Raw genomic sequence first — 15,356 nt, 5'->3', positions numbered from 1 at the left:
TGCACTCCGCTTCCGCGTCTCCCGTTCGCCCCGGCTGTTCGACTCCCGCGGCTGCGCCGCCCGTCCGGCGGCTCGCGTCTCCCCCCGCGCCTCCCCGCGCGCCGCTTCCCACCGCTGCTCCGCCTCGCCGTCGCCTGGGCCGCCACGCGCGCGCTGATGCTGTGGCTCCTCGCCCACAACAACGAGCGGCTGCTGGGACACGGATCGGTCGCGCGCGAGGTGTGGCGGCTGTACTTCCACTGGTACGGGGTGCTGTCGCACGGCGCGTTCCCGGCGCACGACACGCTGTGGCAGTACCCGCCGGGCGCCGGCGCGGTGCTGCTGGCGCCGGGGCTGGTGCCGGAACTGAGCTACTTCCAGGCGTTCGTGGCGCTCACCCTGGCCACCGACGCCCTGGTCACGGCGGCACTCGCCCGCGCCGGCCGGCGCCCCGGCCGCACCCTGCTCGGCGCCGCCCTGTGGACCGGCGGCCTGCCGCTCCTGCTGCACCTCCCGCTGGCCCGCTACGACGTGGCGGTCACCGCCTTCGCCGTGCTCTCCCTGCTGGCGCTGGAGCGCTCCACGCGCGCGTGCGGTGCGCTCGCGGCGCTCGGCGCGCTGGTGAAGGTGTGGCCGGCGCTGGTGCTGCTGGGCCTGGAGCGCGGGCGTCCGACCCGCAGGGCGTGGCTGACCGCGGCCCTGACAGGGACCGTGACCCTGGCCGTCTTCGTGGTGTCCTTCCGCAACCCGCTCGCGTTCCTCCGCCAGCAGGGCGGCCGGGGCGTGCAGGTCGAGTCGCTCGGCGGGACCGCGCTGAGCCTCGCGCGGCACGCCGGCTGGCGGGGCACCACCCGGTACCGGTACGGCGCCATCGAACTGGTCGGCCCGCACGTGCACGCGGTCGCGACCGCGTCCCTCGCGCTCACCGCGGCCGCCTTCGCACTGCTGCTCGTGTGGCGGGTACGGGCCCGGCACTGGACCCCGGCCACCCCGTACGACGCGGCACTGAGCGCGGTGCTCCTGTTCACCGTCACCAGCCGGGTGATCAGCCCGCAGTACATGATCTGGCTGCTGGGCCTGGCCGCCGTCTGCCTGACCTCGCGGCACACCACCCAGCGGCCGGTCGCCGCGCTCGTCCTGGCGGCGACCGCGCTCAGTGCCGTCGCCTATCCCGCGTTCTACGCCGAGGTCGTCCACTGCACCTGGACCGGCTGCCTGCTGATGCTCGCCCGCAACGGCCTGCTGGCCACCGCCGCCGTGCTCTCCCTGACCCGGCTGTGGCGCGCCACCCGCCGCCGCGAGGACACGGCCGGTGTCCGCATGACCGCGGTGCGTCAGCTCGCCCGTCCGCGGATGTCGGCGGCACCTGGTTCACTGAGGAGTGACCGCGGCTGACGACCCGCGGCTGACGAACACCACGGGCCAACTCACGGAGGGGACGGCCACACATGACCTGGCTGATCACCGGCGGCGCCGGTTACATCGGGGCGCATGTCGTACGCGCGATGGCGGAGGCGGGCGAGCGGACGGTGGTGTACGACGACCTGTCCACCGGCATCGCGGAGCGCCTGCCGGAGGACGTGCCGCTGGTGGTCGGCTCCACGCTCGACGGTGAGAAGGTCGCCCGGGTCCTGGCCGAGCACGAGGTGACCGGGGTCGTGCACCTGGCGGCGAAGAAGCAGGTCGGCGAGTCGGTGGACCGCCCGCTGCACTACTACCACGAGAACGTCGAAGGCCTGCGCGTCCTGCTGCAGGCCGTGACGGAGGCCCGGGTCCCGTCCTTCGTGTTCTCCTCCTCCGCGGCGGTCTACGGCATGCCGGACGTCGAGCTGGTGACGGAGGAGACGCCGTGCCTGCCGATGTCGCCGTACGGCGAGACGAAGCTGGCGGGCGAGTGGCTGGTCCGCGCCACGGGCCGGGCCACCGGACTCGCCACGGCCTCGCTCCGCTACTTCAACGTGGCCGGCGCGGCCCGCCCCGAACTCGCCGACGTCGGCGTCTACAACCTGGTCCCGATGGTGTTCGAGAAGCTCACGGAGAACGCCCCGCCGCGCATCTTCGGCGACGACTACGCGACCCCGGACGGCACCTGCGTCCGCGACTACATCCACGTGGTGGACCTCGCCGAGGCCCACGTGGCCGCGGCCCGCGCCCTCCAGGCCGAGCCGGGCCGCGCGCTCACCCTCAACATCGGGCGCGGCGAGGGCGTCTCGGTCCGCGAGATGATCGACCGCATCAGCACCGTCACCGGCTACGACCTCCCCCCGGCCGTCACCGCCCGCCGCCCCGGCGACCCGGCCCGCGTCGTCGCCTCCGCCGACCGCATCACCACCGAACTCGGCTGGAAGGCCAAACACGACGTCCACGACATGATCACCTCGGCCTGGTCCGGCTGGGTACGCCTGCACCCGGAGGCAGGCCGCGACTGACCCCGTACCCTGCGGAGATGCCTCGCCTGTCCCGCCTCGACCGTGTCCTGGGCGCCGTCATCGGTTCCGCCGTCGGTGACGCCCTGGGCGCACCCTTCGAGTTCGGCCCCGAGGGGGCCTTCTCCGCGCGGTTCCCGAGGGCGGGTCACGGGGGTGAGATGTGCGGAGGCGGCGGCTGGGAGCCGGGCGAGGCGACCGACGACACGCAGATGGCCGTGCTGGTCGGGGAGTCCCTGGTGGAACGGGGCGGGCTGGAACTCCCGGACGTCTTCGGGCGGTTCCAGCGGTGGGCGGCGGCCGAGCCGAAGGACATCGGCCTGCAGACCGAGGCCGTGCTGGGCAGCGGAGACCCGTGGGATCTCGCCGCCGCCCTGCACTTCCAGATCAGTCAGCGCGCCGCGGGCAACGGGGCGTTGATGCGTGCCGCGACGTCCGGGGTGTATTTCGCGCCCCTGGGCCGGGACGGCACGATGGACGCCGGCCGCCGGCTGGCCGCGCTCACCCACGGGGACCGGGCCGCCTGGGAGGGCACCGCGATCCTGCACGAGCTGCTGCGGGTCGCCCTGTCCGGAGCCGACCCGCTGACCGCCGTTCCGGAAGCGCTGGCGGCGGTCCACCCCGGCCACCGCGACCGGTACGCCACCGTCCTCGCCCCCCGCTGGCACCCCGACCTCGCGACCGAGTACAACGGCGCCGTGTGGCCCTGCCTGGGCTCCGCGGTCTGGGCGTTGCGGACCACCTCCTCCTACGAGGAAGCCGTCCGGGCAGCCGTCGACCTGGGCGGCGACACGGACACCGTCGCGGCGGTCACCGGCGCCCTGGCCGGTGCCGTGCACGGCGTCGGGGCCGTGCCGGAACGGTGGACGGACGTCCTGCACGTGCCGTTGCCCGGGTTCGGCGACCGGGTGCTGCGGGCGGCGGACCTGTCGGCGCTGGCCCGGCGCCTCGGGGCCTGAGGCCCCGTCACTCCGCGGTCCTGCGGGCCTGTTTGAGTTCCTCGGAGACGGCCCAGGCGTCGGCCACCGGGCCCATGTGGGCGAGCTTGTCGGGGTTGAGGACGAGGCGGATGGTCTGGATGCGGCCGTCGAGGATGTCGAGGGAGAAGGTCTGGAGGACCTTGCCGTCGCGGTCGTGGAGGACCGCGCCGGGCTGGCCGTTGACCTCGTGCCGCTCGGTGGTCACCTCGATGCGGGCCAGCACCGGGAAGACGGCGGCGAGGAGGCGGGCCACGTGCTGGGCGCCCAGGACCGCGCGGGCGAGCTGCGGGGCCTTGCCGCCGCCGTCGCCGACCAGCGACGCGTCGCCGGCGAGCAGGTCCTGGAGGGCGGCGACATCGCCCTCCTGCAGGGCCTCGAAGAAGCGCGCGGCCAGTTCCTCGCGTTCCCTGCGGTCCGCCTCGAAGCGGGGGCGGCCCTCGGCCATGTGGCGCCGGGCCCGGACCGCCAGCTGGCGGCAGGCCGCCTCCGAGCGGCCCACCGCCGACGCGACCTCGGGGAAGCCGAAGTCGAACACCTCGCGCAGGACGAAGACAGCGCGTTCCAGGGGGCTGAGCCGTTCCAGGAGCAGCAGGGCCGCCATCGACACCGAGTCGGCCAGCTCGGCCGACCGGACCGGATCCTCGTAGGGGTCGGCGAGCAGCGGCTCGGGGAACCACGGGCCGACGTACTCCTCGCGCCGGACCCGGGCCGAGCGCAGTACGTCGATCGAGATCCGGGTCACGGCGGCCGACAGGAAGGCCTTCGGCGACCTGACGTCCGTCGGTGACCCGGCGAAACGCAGCCAGGCCTCCTGTACGGCGTCCTCGGCCTCGGCGACGCTGCCCAGCAGCCGGTACGCGATCGAGAACAGCAGCGGCCGCAGCTCCTGGAACTCCTCGGTCCTGTTCTTCATGTCCACTCCCCCGTGCCCCATGTCCCCGTGTCCCCGTCCAGTGTCAGAAGTGCCAGAAGTGCCAGAAGTGTCGGAGGTTCAGAAGGAGGCCGGGCCGAACCGGCCCGCCGCGACGACCAGCGCGAGGGCCAGATAGCAGAGGTTCAGTGCCACGAACGCCCGCTCTCCGCGCCGCCCGTGGGTGATCATCGCGCCGATCATCAGCAGGACCCAGGCGGTGGCGGTCACCGGCACCAGCACCGGCGCGATGCCGGTGACGGCGGGCAGGACCAGGCCCGCCGCGGCCAGGAGTTCGAGGACGCCGAGCGTCCGCACGAGACCGTCGCCGGCGTCACCGGTCCAGCCGCCGCCGTGCGCCGCGGCCAGCTTCTCCCTCGGTACGAACGTCTTGCTGATCCCGCCGGCCAGTGCCACCGCGGCGAGCAGCCCGGCGGTGATCCACAGCGCGAGGTTCATCGTCCACTCCCTGTTCGAGGATGCCTGTGCCCTCTACGACGAGACGGCCGCGCGGCCTGTGACATCCCCGGCCCGAGTGGTCACAGCGCCTTGAGCGCCTCCGTGGTCCCGCGGGCCAGCGCCGCCAGGTACCCCTTGGGCAGCTTCGGGGTGCGGATCACCACCGAGCGCCAGTACAGCGGGCCGGAGATCAGGTCCATCGCCAGGTCGTCGTCGAGGCCCTCGGCGAGTTCGCCGCGCCGCTGCGCCGCCTCGATGATCTTGCTGGCGACGCCCTCCTGGCCCTCGCGCAGCGTCTTCTGCATGGCCTCGGCGATGTCGGGGTTGCGGGCCGCCTCGGCCTGCAGGTCCGGGATGATCTGCGAGGCGACCGGATGGCGCAGCGCACGGGACGTGACCTCGTACAGCAGCCGCAGGTCGCCCTCCAGGGAGCCGGTGTCGGGCACCGGCAGGCCCAGCACGGCGAGGGCGGAGACGACGTCGAGGACCAGGTGCAGCTTGGAGCGCCAGCGGCGGTAGACGGCGGTCTTGCCGACGCCGGCGCGGCGCGCGATGCCCTCGATGGACATCCGGGCATACCCGACCGCCGCGAGTTCCTCGAAGACGGCGGCCCGGATGGCCTCGGTCACGTCCTCACGGAGGACGGCCGCCCCGGCGGGGGCTCGTCGGCGCGGACGCGTCTGGGACTCCTCGGCGTTCGTCGTCATGCCTCCCAGCATAGGGGCGTAACGACGAAACGGTTGCGTTCCGACGACGCACCGACACCGAGCCGCCACCCGAACGCCGCAACGCACCCGCAACGCGGTCCGGTTGAACACCTCCCAGCTCACCGCCGTACCGAACAGGCGCCCACAGCACACCACAACGAATCGGTCGCGCCCCGACCTCGAAAGTGTTACGGCACACATCCGTCCGTGACGACGAAACGGTTGCGTTCCGACGCCAACTCGGCCTACGCTCCCGTTGCGACGATACGGTCCCGTTCCGACGTGAGAAAACGTAAAGAGAAGCGTAAGGAAACGCCGGATGACGGGCCCGGCGCCCAGCCGGGCGCCGCACCCCCACCCTCCGAGTGAAAGCAGCGGATGTGACCCAGGTTCTCCACACACCGCCCCCGGCCCCGGTCACGGCCGAGGACGACCTCGCGGCGCTCGCCGCCCGGCACGGTCTCTCGGTCAGCGGCGCCCGTCCCTCCCTGCCCCAGTACATCCGCCAGCTGTGGGAGCGACGGCACTTCATCATCGCCTTCGCCACCGCCAAGCTGACCGCCCAGTACGCACAGGCGAAGCTCGGCCAGGTCTGGCAGGTCATGACCCCGCTGCTGAACGCGGCGGTGTACTACTTCATCTTCGGTGTCCTGCTCGGCACCAAGCGCGGCGTGCCGGACTACATCCCGTTCCTGGTCACGGGCGTGTTCATCTGGACGTTCACGCAGAGCTCGATCATGGTCGGCACCCGCGCGATCTCCGGCAACCTGGGCCTCGTCCGCGCCCTGCACTTCCCGCGCGCCGCACTGCCGATCTCCTTCTGCCTCCAGCAGCTGCAGCAGTTGCTGTTCTCGATGGCCGCCCTGGTCGTCATCCTGCTCTGCTTCGGCGTTCCGGTGGCCGCCTCCTGGCTGCTGGCGATCCCCGCGCTGATCCTGCAGTTCACCTTCAACGCCGGCTTCGCGATGATCATGGCCCGGTGGGGCGCCAAGACCCCGGACATCGCCCAGCTGATGCCGTTCATCCTGCGCACCTGGATGTACATCTCCGGCGTCATGTGGAACATCGACAAGCTGACCAAGAACCACCACGGTCTGCCGAGCTGGGTGAACCCGGTACTCAAGGACAACCCGGCCGCCGTCTACATCGACCTCATGCGCTTCGCCCTGATCGACAGCTTCCACGGCAGCCAGCTGCCGCCGCACGTGTGGATCGTCGCGACCGTCTGGGCCCTGGTCGTCGGCGTCGGCGGGTTCATCTACTTCTGGAAGGCTGAGGAGACGTACGGCCGTGGCTGAGAACGTGAGCGACACCCCCAGCATGAGCGACACCCCCACCGTGGGCGAGGCCCGCAGCGTGAGCGACGTCCCCACCGTCGTCTGCGACAGCGTCGACATCGTCTACCGGGTCAACGGCACCGGCGCCGGACGCGGCTCCGCCACCGCCGCCCTCAACCGCATGCTGCGCCGCAAGCACGCGGAGCAGGCGGCCGGCGTCCGCAAGGTGCACGCGGTCAAGAACGTCTCCTTCGTCGCCTACAAGGGCGAGGCGATCGGCCTGATCGGCACCAACGGCTCCGGCAAGTCGACCCTGCTCAAGGCGGTCGCCGGCCTGCTCCCGGTGGAGAACGGCGCCATCTACACCGACGGCCAGCCCTCCCTCCTCGGCGTCAACGCGGCCCTGATGGGCGACCTGACCGGCGAGAAGAACGTCTACCTCGGCGGCCTCGCCATGGGCATGTCCCGCGAGGAGATCAAGGAGCGCTACCAGGACATCGTCGACTTCTCCGGCATCAACGAGAAGGGCGACTTCATCACCCTGCCGATGCGCACCTACTCCTCCGGCATGGGCGCCCGGCTCCGCTTCTCCATCGCCGCCGCCAAGGACCACGACGTCCTCCTCATCGACGAGGCCCTGGCCACCGGTGACGCGTCCTTCCGCATGCGGTCCGAGGAGCGGATCCGCGAGCTGCGCCAGCACGCGGGCACGGTCTTCCTGGTCAGCCACAACAACAAGTCCATCCGCGACACCTGCGAGCGGGTGCTGTGGCTGGAGCGGGGTGTGCTGCGCATGGACGGGCCGACCGAGGAAGTCCTCACCGAGTACGAGGCCTTCACCGGCGACAGGTCCGACAAGACGAAGGCGAAGCCCAAGCCGCAGCCGAAGGCCGCCCAGCCCTCCTGAACATCGGCAGGAACAAGCACGAGCAGGAAAGAAAGCGCCCCGAGCCTCACCGGCCCGGGGCGCTTTCGTGTCGTGCGGCTGCGACTACGGCTGCGCGGCTACGAGTGCGTGCGCAGCAGCGTCCGCATCGTCCGCATGGCCACCGACAGGTTGGCCAGGTCGAAGGAGTCCGAGCTGCGGATCTCCTCCAGGGTGGTGCGGGCCCGACCCAGGATCGCGGCGTTCTTCTGCTCCCAGGCCTGGTAGCGCTGCTCGGGCGTCGACGTGCCGTTGCCCGCGGCGAGCACGTCGGCGGTGAGCATGGCGTGGGCCGCGTACAGGTCCTCGCGGATGGAGGCGCGGGCCATCGACTGCCAGCGGTCGGCCCGCGGGAGCTCGATGATGCGGTCCATCAGCTGGGTGACGCCGAGCCGGTCGGCGAGGTCGTAGTAGACCTCGGCGACGTCCAGCGGCTCCTTGCCGGTGCGGTCGGCCACCGAGACGATGTCCAGCGCCGGGAAGGCGGAGGAGAAGCCGGCCACGCGGGTGGCGACCTCGGCGGGCACGCCGGCCGCGGACAGCTCGTCGTACACGTGCTGGTACCACTCCAGGTCCGCGCCGCGCAGCAGCTTCGGCAGCTGCTGCCAGACCTGCTCGACCCGCTCGGAGAAGAAGTCGACGGTCTCCAGGAGCTGGAGCGGCTGCGGCCGGTTGTTCAGCAGCCAGCGGGTGCCGCGCTCCACCAGGCGACGCGAGTGCAGCCGGATCCGGGTCTGGACGGCCGCGTCGACCTTGTTGTCCAGCTCCTCGACCGCGTCCCACACCGGGGCCGAGCGGAAGATCGCGCGGGCCGCGGTCTGCGCCCGGACGATCTCCTCCAGGGAGGCCCCGGTCTCCTCGCGCAGCCGGTGCAGGTAGGTCGTGCCACCGGTGTTGACCGTGTCGTTGACCAGCACCGTGGTGGTGATCTCGCGGCGCAGCGGGTGGGTGGCGAGCGCGGCGGCGAACCGGTCGCGCAGGGCCGTCGGGAAGTACGCGTGCAGCAGGCTGCTCAGGTACGGGTCGTCCGGCAGCGTGGTGGCCAGCAGCTCGTCGGCGACCGTGATCTTCGTGTACGCCAGCAGGACGGCCGTCTCCGGGCCGGTCAGGCCCTGGCCGGTGCCGATGCGCTCGCGGATCTGGCGGTCGGTGGGCAGGAACTCCAGCGCCCGGTCGAGGTGACCCTCCCTGACCAGGTGGCGCAGGAAGCGCTGCTGGGCGTGGAGCATGTCCCCGGACTGGGCCAGCGCGTTGGCGATCGCCACGTTCTGCGCGTAGTTGTTGCGCAGCACCAGGGCGCCGACCTCGTCGGTCATCTCGGCGAGCAGCTTGTTGCGCTGCTTGACCGTCATGTCGCCGTCCGCGACCACGCCGTTGAGCAGGATCTTGATGTTCACCTCGTGGTCGGAGGTGTCCACGCCGGCGCTGTTGTCGATGGCGTCGGTGTTGATCTTGCCGCCCTGGCGGGCGAACTCGATCCGGCCCAGCTGGGTCAGGCCCAGGTTGCCGCCCTCACCGACGACCTTGACGCGCAGGCCGGCGCCGTCGACGCGGATGGCGTCGTTGGCCTTGTCGCCGACGTCCGCGTTGGACTCGGTCGACGCCTTGACGTAGGTGCCGATGCCGCCGTTCCACAGCAGGTCGACCGGTGCCCCGAGGATCGCCTTCATCAGGTCGGCCGGGGTCAGCTTGGCGACCTTCTCCTCGATGCCGAGGACCTCGCGGATGTGGCTGTTGACCGGGATGGCCTTGGCGCTGCGCGGGAAGATCCCGCCGCCCGCCGAGAGCAGGTCGGTGTTGTAGTCGCCCCAGCTGGAGCGGGGCAGGTCGAACAGGCGGCGGCGCTCGGCGTAGGAGGTGGCCGCGTCCGGGTTCGGGTCGATGAAGATGTGCCGGTGGTCGAAGGCGGCGACCAGCCGGATGTGCTCGCTGAGCAGCATGCCGTTGCCGAACACGTCACCGGACATGTCGCCGATGCCGACGACCGTGAAGTCCTCGGTCTGGGTGTCGACGCCCAGCTCCCGGAAGTGCCGCTTCACGGACTCCCAGGCGCCGCGGGCGGTGATGCCCATGCCCTTGTGGTCGTAGCCGGCGGAGCCGCCGGAGGCGAAGGCGTCGCCGAGCCAGAAGTTGTAGCTGCCGGCGACCTCGTTGGCGATGTCGGAGAACGTCGCCGTGCCCTTGTCGGCCGCGACCACCAGGTAGGTGTCGTCCTCGTCGTGCCGGACCACGTCCTGCGGGGGCACGACCTCGCCGGCCACCATGTTGTCGGTGATGTCGAGCAGCGCCGAGATGAACGTCTTGTAGCTGGCGATGCCCTCGGCGAGCCACGCGTCCCGGTCCACGCCCGGGTCGGGCAGCTGCTTGGCGACGAAGCCGCCCTTGGCGCCGACCGGCACGATGACGGTGTTCTTCACCATCTGCGCCTTGACCAGGCCGAGGATCTCGGTACGGAAGTCCTCACGCCGGTCGGACCAGCGCAGACCGCCGCGCGCGACCTTGCCGAAGCGCAGGTGCACGCCCTCGACCCGCGGCGAGTACACCCAGATCTCGAACGCCGGGCGGGGCGCCGGGAGGTCCGGGATGGCCTGCGGGTCGAACTTCATGGAGACGTAGGAGTGCGGCTTGCCCTCGGCCGTCTCCTGGAAGAAGTTGGTGCGCAGCGTCGCCTTGATGACGGTCAGGAAGGAACGCAGGATGCGGTCCTCGTCGAGACTCGCCACCTGGTCGAGGGCCGCGTCCAGCTCCTCCAGGAGGGCGTCGGTGATCTCCAGGCCGGCCTTCTGCCGGTCCGGCGACATCCGCGCCTCGAACAGGGAGACGAGCAGCCGGGTGGTGTGGACGTTGTTGCGGAGCGTCGTCTCCATGTAGTCCTGGGAGAACGTGGAACCGGCCTGCCGCAGGTACTTCGCGTACGCCCGCAGCACCATCGCCTGCCGCCAGGTCAGCCCTGCGCTCAGCACCAGCGCGTTGAAGCCGTCGTTCTCCGCGAGGCCGGTCCAGGTCGCCGCGAACGCGTCCTGGAAACGCTCCCGGCCGTCGTCGCCGAGGTAGTCGCCGTTGCCGCCGCCGGACACCTTCGGCATGCGCAGCCCGAAGTCGTAGATCCACGCGGTCGTCCGGTCCGCGCAGCGCAGCTCGTACGGCCGCTCGTCGATCACCTCGACGCCCAGCCGGTTCAGCACCGGCAGCACGGCCGACAGGGAGATCGCCGCGCCCTTGCGGTAGATCTTGAAGCGGCGCTCGCCGGGAGCGGCGCCCACCGGCTCGTAGAGGCTGAGCGCGAAGTCGTTGCCCGGTTCCTCGGTGAGCCGCTCCAGGTGGACCAGGTCGGCGACCGCCGCGCGCGGGGTGTGGTCGGCCTTGTAGCCCTCGGGGAAGGAGTTGGTGTAGCGGCGCTGCAGCTCGGCCGCGCGCTCCTCGCCGCACTCGGCGTTGAGCGCCTCGGCGAACGCGTCGGCCCAGGAGCGGGCCGCCTCGACCAGGCGGGCCTCGATGCGGTCCTTGTCGGTGTCGGACAGCTCGGGCAGCTCGGTGCCCTGCGGGACGCGCACGACGAAGTGCAGCCGGGAGAGGATCGACTCGGTGTTCCAGGCGGTGAAGTCGACGCTGATGCCGCCGAGCTCCTCCTTCAGGATGTCGATGATCCGCAGCCGGACGCCGGTGGTGTAGCGGTCGCGCGGGAGGTAGACGAGGGCCGAGTAGTAGCGGCCGTACTCGTCCTGGCGCAGGTACAGCCGCAGCCGGCGGCGCTCCTGGAGGTAGAGCACGCTCGTGACGATCGACTCCAGCTCCGGGACCGGGGTCTGGAACATGTCGTCGCGCGGGTAGGTCTCCATGATCTGCATCAGGTCACGGCCGTCGTGGCTGTTGGGCGAGAAGCCCGCCCGCTCCAGCACGGCGTCGACCTTGCGGCGGATCACCGGCACCCGGCGCACCGACTCGGTGTAGGCGGCCGACGAGAACAGGCCCAGGAAGCGCCGCTCACCCACCACGTTGCCGTCCGCGTCGAACTTCTTGACGCCGACGTAGTCCAGGTACGACGGCCGGTGCACGGTCGCCCGGCTGTTCGCCTTGGTCAGGACGAGGAGCTTGTGCTCACGGGCCTTGGCGCGCGCGTCGGCCGGGAGCCGCTCGAAGGAGGGGCTGACCGGGTGGCCCTCCTCGCCGGAGTGCTGCGGGTCGGAGCGCAGGATGCCGAGGCCGGTGCCGGGTACGGCGGCCAGCGAGTCGTCGTCGCGCAGCTGGTACTCGCGGAAGCCGAGGAAGGTGAAGTGGTCGTCGGCCAGCCAGCGCAGCAGCTCGCGGGCCTCCTCGACCTCGGGGCGCGGCAGGTCGGCGGGGACCGGCTCCGCGCCGAGGTCCTCGGCGACGCGGACGGCCGCCTCCCGCATCTTCTCCCAGTCCTCGACGGCCTCCCGGACGTCGGAGAGCACGCGCAGCAGGTCGGCGGTGATCTGCTTGAGGTCGGAGCGATCGGTCTCGCGGTCGGTCTCGACGTGGATCCAGGACTCGATGTACGCGTCGTGCGGCAGTTCCTCGCCGACGGCCGGGGTGGGCAGCACCTCGATCATGTTGCCGGTGAGGTCGCGGCGGACCGCGATCTGGGGGTGGATGACGACGTGGATCCCGCGCCCCTGCCGGGTCAGCTCATTGGTGACCGAGTCCACGAGGAAGGGCATGTCGTCGGTGACGACCTCCACCACGGTGTGGGTGCAGGTCCACCCGTTCTCCTCGACGGTCGGGGTGTGCACCCGGACGTTCGCGGTGCCCTGGGGGCGGGTCTCGGCGAGGCGGTAGTGCGAGACGGCCGCGCCGAAGACGTCGACCGGGTCGCGGTCGGCCAGGTCCTCCGGTGCGGTGTGCAGGTAGTAGCGCTGGAGGAACGCGAAGACGGACTCCTGGTCCGCCTCTCCCGTCGTCCCAGTCGGTAGGTGCCCCCCGGCCGGGCTGTTCTCAGCTACCCGGGCGGCCCGATCGAGCAGCTCGGCCTTGGCTTCGTCCAGCTTGGTCTGCATTGTCCTCTGGCTCCTGTCGCGCGCCATTGCGTGACGTAGAAGGAAGTACGGGCTCTTCCCCCTGCGGCTCGACGCCACGGCCGGGTTCTCCGGTCTGCTCCGACGCTATGCCGCAAGGTGAGACGAGCGGGGGGTATTGAGCCATATTTGAGCTGCTCCGCAGGTGTGATGCTGCTCTCGGCAGCGCTCCTGCCTGGGCCGCCTTCGGCGCCCTCCGCCCGGGAAGACCAGCGACCGCCGCCCGGTCACGGAGGTGTTCCGTGCTCACCGGGCGCAGGGCAGGGGCACCGATGCCCCCGCGAACTATCGCGCTGATCACGCCACCAAGGCTATCGCTCCCGACCGGGGGGTCGTCATGAGCCGTATGTGTACAAAACAGGGGGTGGAACTTTGACGTTCTGCACAGGGCGCTGCGCGGCCCTGGCTGACACAGGGGGTGGGGTGGCCGAAAACAGGTGGTGACGGTGCGGGTGCGTGGGGGATGGTCGCGCAGTTCCCCGCGCCCCTTACGGGGCCCTCCTCAGCTGCGGGCAGGCACCCGGCCGGCGCCGGTGAGCGTCCCCACCCACCGGCCCCAGCCCATCGGCACCGGCTCACGCCACCAACCGCTCCGCTTCCTCCACCGCCTCCGCCAGCGAGTCCACGACCGGCACCCCGGCCTCCTCCAGGCTCGCCCTGCCGTGCGACCCCCCGGTGTACAGCACCGCCTGCGCCCCCGCCGCCCGTGCCGCCACCGCGTCGTCCGCCGCGTCCCCGATCACCACGGTCCGTCCCGGCCGCACATCCGCCAGGTGCCGCAGGTGCCGCACCATGTGCTCGGCCTTGCTGCCCCCCGACGGCCCGACCCGCCCCTCCACCCGTGTGAAGTGCGGCTCGATCCCGAACCCCCGGACCAGCGGGACCAGTTCGTCATGCACGTACATGCTCAGCAGCGACTGGCTGCGCCCCGCCGAACGCCACCCGGCCAGCAGCTCGGCCGCCCCCTCGGTCAGCCCGCACCTGGCGCGGTGCTCGGCGTAGTACCGGTGGAAGATCACGTCCATGACCTCCCACTCGGCCTCCGTCGGCAGCCGCCCCATCAGCCGCTCGTAGAACTTCGGCACCGGCACGCAGTACAGCGCCCGGTACTGCTCCAGCGTGATCGGCGCCAGGCCCAGCTCGGCCGAGGCCGCGTTCGTCGCGCCGATGATCGCGTCGTTGTCGTGGAACAGCGTCCCGTTCCAGTCCCAGACAATGTGTGCGCTTTCGTGCTTCCCCATGCCAAAAACGCTACCCGCCCCCACTGACAATCAAGGCCGCCTGCGCATCACCGCAGGTCACAGCTGTCTCGTCGGGCCTCGTCGGCCTCGCCTCAGCCGCCGAACCCCACCAGGTTCGGGATCTCCTGCGTCGCGTACCAGAGCAGTTCGTGGTCCTCGGCCCCGTCCACGACGAACTGCGCGTCGTCGTCGCCGCCGTCCGCCGCCGCCAGCGCCCCGGCGGCCGCCGTCACGTCCTCCTCGGCGTCGTCGGAGTCGACGTGCACCGAGGCCGCCCTGGCCAGCGCCACCGTCCCGGTCACCCGGACCTCGCCCAGCGCCGCCGGGTCGAGCCCGCGGTCCGGGTCGGCCGCGGCCGCGCCGTCGGGCACGTCGACGGCGACCACGACCCGGCGCCGTACCGCGTCCGGCTCGGCGGCCAGCAGCCGCACCGAAGCCAGCGCGGCCCGGCTGAGCGCGGCGTACTCCAGTTCCTCCATGTCGTCGGAGAGGTACCACTCGCGCAGCGCGGGCGTGACGGCGTAGGCGACGAAAGGACCGGTCCCCAGCTCGCCCGTCCTGTGCGCCTCGGCAAGCCCGGGGAGGGTCAGGGGAACGTAGACGCGCATGGCTGGGCCGCTCTCTTCCGGGCTCTTCACTCTGCTTCGGCATGACCTCCGGAGAAGGCCTGGCGCCTTCCGGAGGGCCTTCAGGATACGTGCGGGCGTCCCCTTTCGAGTCCCGGCCCGTGACGTCGGAGGCGTCCACCCGACGCCCCGGGATTCACCCGGTACGGCCGCCCGCCCGGCGGGTTTCCGGCACCCCCGGCCACTCGGATAGGTGAACATTCCCGGACCCCCGGCACGGACCGCCACCGCCTTGCTGTCGCCGTCCCGGCCCCCGTACAAGATCCGTAACCGAAAGTTACCGCCCGGTACCCGCCGGGCCCGCCGAACGGGGACCCCCATGAACAAGGTCATGACCAGGACCGCCCAGCTCCGCCCGGCCACCCGGCCCCCCGGCCGCCGCGACTCCCGCCGTCCCGGCGCCCCCTCCTCCCGCCGGCCGCTCACGCCTCCGGCGGCCCCGCCGGGCCCCCGTCCCACCGACCTCTTCGCGGAGCGTCTGCTGGCCGTCCTGAGCGGCCGCCGCCCCGTCCACTGGATGCTCCGGCACACCGCGGGACAGGCCTACGACGACCTGGCCCGCCTCGCCGAACGCGGCCCCCTGCGCGCCCGCGGCACCGACCCCGTCGTCCGCGACATCGGCTACTACGTGCCCCGCTCCGGCGCCCTGGAGGTCTTCGCCCGCATCGCCGCGGGCGACCGGCTGCGCGCGCTGGCCTTCCGCCTGGAACAGGACACGGACCTGCGCTGGCGCTGCACGGCGGTGGAGATGGGCGGCCCACGCCCGTCGCACGGCCCCTGACGGCCGGTT

At 71.8% G+C, this 15,356-nt stretch carries 12 protein-coding genes; 6 read left to right on the top strand and 6 right to left on the bottom strand.

Going from position 1 to position 15,356, the window contains the following annotated elements:
- Nucleotides 1-156: 156 nt before the first annotated feature.
- The 3 genes from ACIQVL_RS42555 to ACIQVL_RS42545 are packed head-to-tail and all read left to right on the top strand — an operon-like array spanning nucleotide 157 to nucleotide 3,364.
- On the top strand, nucleotides 157-1,374 hold the full coding sequence (locus ACIQVL_RS42555) for a glycosyltransferase 87 family protein (protein WP_403434949.1): 1,218 nt from the start codon (nucleotides 157-159) through the stop codon (nucleotides 1,372-1,374).
- 53 nt (nucleotides 1,375-1,427) lie between these two features.
- Nucleotides 1,428-2,408: a UDP-glucose 4-epimerase GalE gene (gene galE / locus ACIQVL_RS42550; RefSeq protein ID WP_403434885.1), complete on the top strand. Its 981-nt coding sequence runs from the start codon at nucleotides 1,428-1,430 to the stop codon at nucleotides 2,406-2,408.
- A 17-nt stretch (nucleotides 2,409-2,425) separates the two neighbouring features.
- Nucleotides 2,426-3,364, top strand: coding sequence for an ADP-ribosylglycohydrolase family protein (locus ACIQVL_RS42545; protein ID WP_403478155.1), 939 nt, complete (start codon nucleotides 2,426-2,428; stop codon nucleotides 3,362-3,364).
- A 7-nt stretch (nucleotides 3,365-3,371) separates the two neighbouring features.
- Here ACIQVL_RS42545 and ACIQVL_RS42540 read toward each other — a convergent pair whose 3' ends face one another.
- The 3 genes from ACIQVL_RS42540 to ACIQVL_RS42530 all read right to left on the bottom strand — a co-directional run bounded on the left by ACIQVL_RS42540 (nucleotide 3,372) and on the right by ACIQVL_RS42530 (nucleotide 5,461).
- Nucleotides 3,372-4,298, bottom strand: coding sequence for an RNA polymerase sigma-70 factor (locus ACIQVL_RS42540; RefSeq protein ID WP_403478154.1), 927 nt, complete (start codon nucleotides 4,296-4,298; stop codon nucleotides 3,372-3,374).
- 78 nt (nucleotides 4,299-4,376) lie between these two features.
- Nucleotides 4,377-4,754: a DoxX family protein gene (locus tag ACIQVL_RS42535; RefSeq protein ID WP_403478153.1), complete on the bottom strand. Its 378-nt coding sequence runs from the start codon at nucleotides 4,752-4,754 to the stop codon at nucleotides 4,377-4,379.
- An 80-nt stretch (nucleotides 4,755-4,834) separates the two neighbouring features.
- Nucleotides 4,835-5,461: a TetR/AcrR family transcriptional regulator gene (locus tag ACIQVL_RS42530; RefSeq protein WP_383706698.1), complete on the bottom strand. Its 627-nt coding sequence runs from the start codon at nucleotides 5,459-5,461 to the stop codon at nucleotides 4,835-4,837.
- A gap of 380 nt (nucleotides 5,462-5,841) precedes the next feature.
- Between ACIQVL_RS42530 and ACIQVL_RS42525 the strand changes: the two genes are divergently transcribed.
- Nucleotides 5,842-6,759, top strand: a complete 918-nt coding sequence (locus ACIQVL_RS42525; RefSeq protein ID WP_403434892.1) for an ABC transporter permease — start codon at nucleotides 5,842-5,844, stop codon at nucleotides 6,757-6,759.
- A 22-nt stretch (nucleotides 6,760-6,781) separates the two neighbouring features.
- Complete coding sequence (locus tag ACIQVL_RS42520) at nucleotides 6,782-7,645, top strand: ABC transporter ATP-binding protein (protein ID WP_403434951.1); 864 nt, start codon at nucleotides 6,782-6,784, stop codon at nucleotides 7,643-7,645.
- Between the two features lie 98 nt (nucleotides 7,646-7,743).
- On the opposite strand, the gene ACIQVL_RS42515 is transcribed toward ACIQVL_RS42520, so the two are convergent.
- From ACIQVL_RS42515 to ACIQVL_RS42505, 3 genes are all read right to left on the bottom strand, one after another.
- Nucleotides 7,744-12,681, bottom strand: coding sequence for an NAD-glutamate dehydrogenase (locus ACIQVL_RS42515; protein WP_403434893.1), 4,938 nt, complete (start codon nucleotides 12,679-12,681; stop codon nucleotides 7,744-7,746).
- Between the two features lie 593 nt (nucleotides 12,682-13,274).
- The gene (locus ACIQVL_RS42510) at nucleotides 13,275-13,940 is read right to left on the bottom strand and encodes an HAD family hydrolase (protein WP_403478152.1); all 666 of its coding nucleotides are present in this window, start codon (nucleotides 13,938-13,940) and stop codon (nucleotides 13,275-13,277) included.
- Nucleotides 13,941-14,032: 92 nt separating this feature from the next.
- Nucleotides 14,033-14,548, bottom strand: a complete 516-nt coding sequence (locus tag ACIQVL_RS42505; RefSeq protein WP_403478151.1) for a DUF6912 family protein — start codon at nucleotides 14,546-14,548, stop codon at nucleotides 14,033-14,035.
- Nucleotides 14,549-14,885: 337 nt separating this feature from the next.
- Here ACIQVL_RS42505 and ACIQVL_RS42500 point away from each other — a divergent pair, with 337 nt between their 5' ends.
- On the top strand, nucleotides 14,886-15,347 hold the full coding sequence (locus ACIQVL_RS42500; RefSeq protein WP_403434896.1) for an Rv3235 family protein: 462 nt from the start codon (nucleotides 14,886-14,888) through the stop codon (nucleotides 15,345-15,347).
- Nucleotides 15,348-15,356 lie beyond the last annotated feature (9 nt).

It is taken from the genome of Streptomyces sp. NPDC090499 (assembly GCF_044769305.1).
Lineage (GTDB): Bacteria > Actinomycetota > Actinomycetes > Streptomycetales > Streptomycetaceae > Streptomyces.
This window is presented reverse-complemented; position numbering and strand designations above follow the sequence as displayed.

What these genes read in the sequence shown, in the direction of transcription:
- ACIQVL_RS42530 (WP_383706698.1), bottom strand. Translation starts at nt 5,461, where the DNA reads ATGACGACGAACGCCGAGGAGTCCCAGACGCGTCCGCGCCGACGAGCC.
- ACIQVL_RS42500 (WP_403434896.1), top strand. Translation starts at nt 14,886, where the DNA reads ATGAACAAGGTCATGACCAGGACCGCCCAGCTCCGCCCGGCCACCCGG.
- ACIQVL_RS42545 (WP_403478155.1), top strand. Translation starts at nt 2,426, where the DNA reads ATGCCTCGCCTGTCCCGCCTCGACCGTGTCCTGGGCGCCGTCATCGGT.
- ACIQVL_RS42505 (WP_403478151.1), bottom strand. Translation starts at nt 14,548, where the DNA reads ATGCGCGTCTACGTTCCCCTGACCCTCCCCGGGCTTGCCGAGGCGCAC.
- ACIQVL_RS42540 (WP_403478154.1), bottom strand. Translation starts at nt 4,298, where the DNA reads ATGAAGAACAGGACCGAGGAGTTCCAGGAGCTGCGGCCGCTGCTGTTC.
- ACIQVL_RS42515 (WP_403434893.1), bottom strand. Translation starts at nt 12,681, where the DNA reads ATGCAGACCAAGCTGGACGAAGCCAAGGCCGAGCTGCTCGATCGGGCC.
- ACIQVL_RS42555 (WP_403434949.1), top strand. Translation starts at nt 157, where the DNA reads ATGCTGTGGCTCCTCGCCCACAACAACGAGCGGCTGCTGGGACACGGA.
- ACIQVL_RS42510 (WP_403478152.1), bottom strand. Translation starts at nt 13,940, where the DNA reads ATGGGGAAGCACGAAAGCGCACACATTGTCTGGGACTGGAACGGGACG.
- galE (WP_403434885.1), top strand. Translation starts at nt 1,428, where the DNA reads ATGACCTGGCTGATCACCGGCGGCGCCGGTTACATCGGGGCGCATGTC.
- ACIQVL_RS42535 (WP_403478153.1), bottom strand. Translation starts at nt 4,754, where the DNA reads ATGAACCTCGCGCTGTGGATCACCGCCGGGCTGCTCGCCGCGGTGGCA.
- ACIQVL_RS42520 (WP_403434951.1), top strand. Translation starts at nt 6,782, where the DNA reads ATGAGCGACACCCCCACCGTGGGCGAGGCCCGCAGCGTGAGCGACGTC.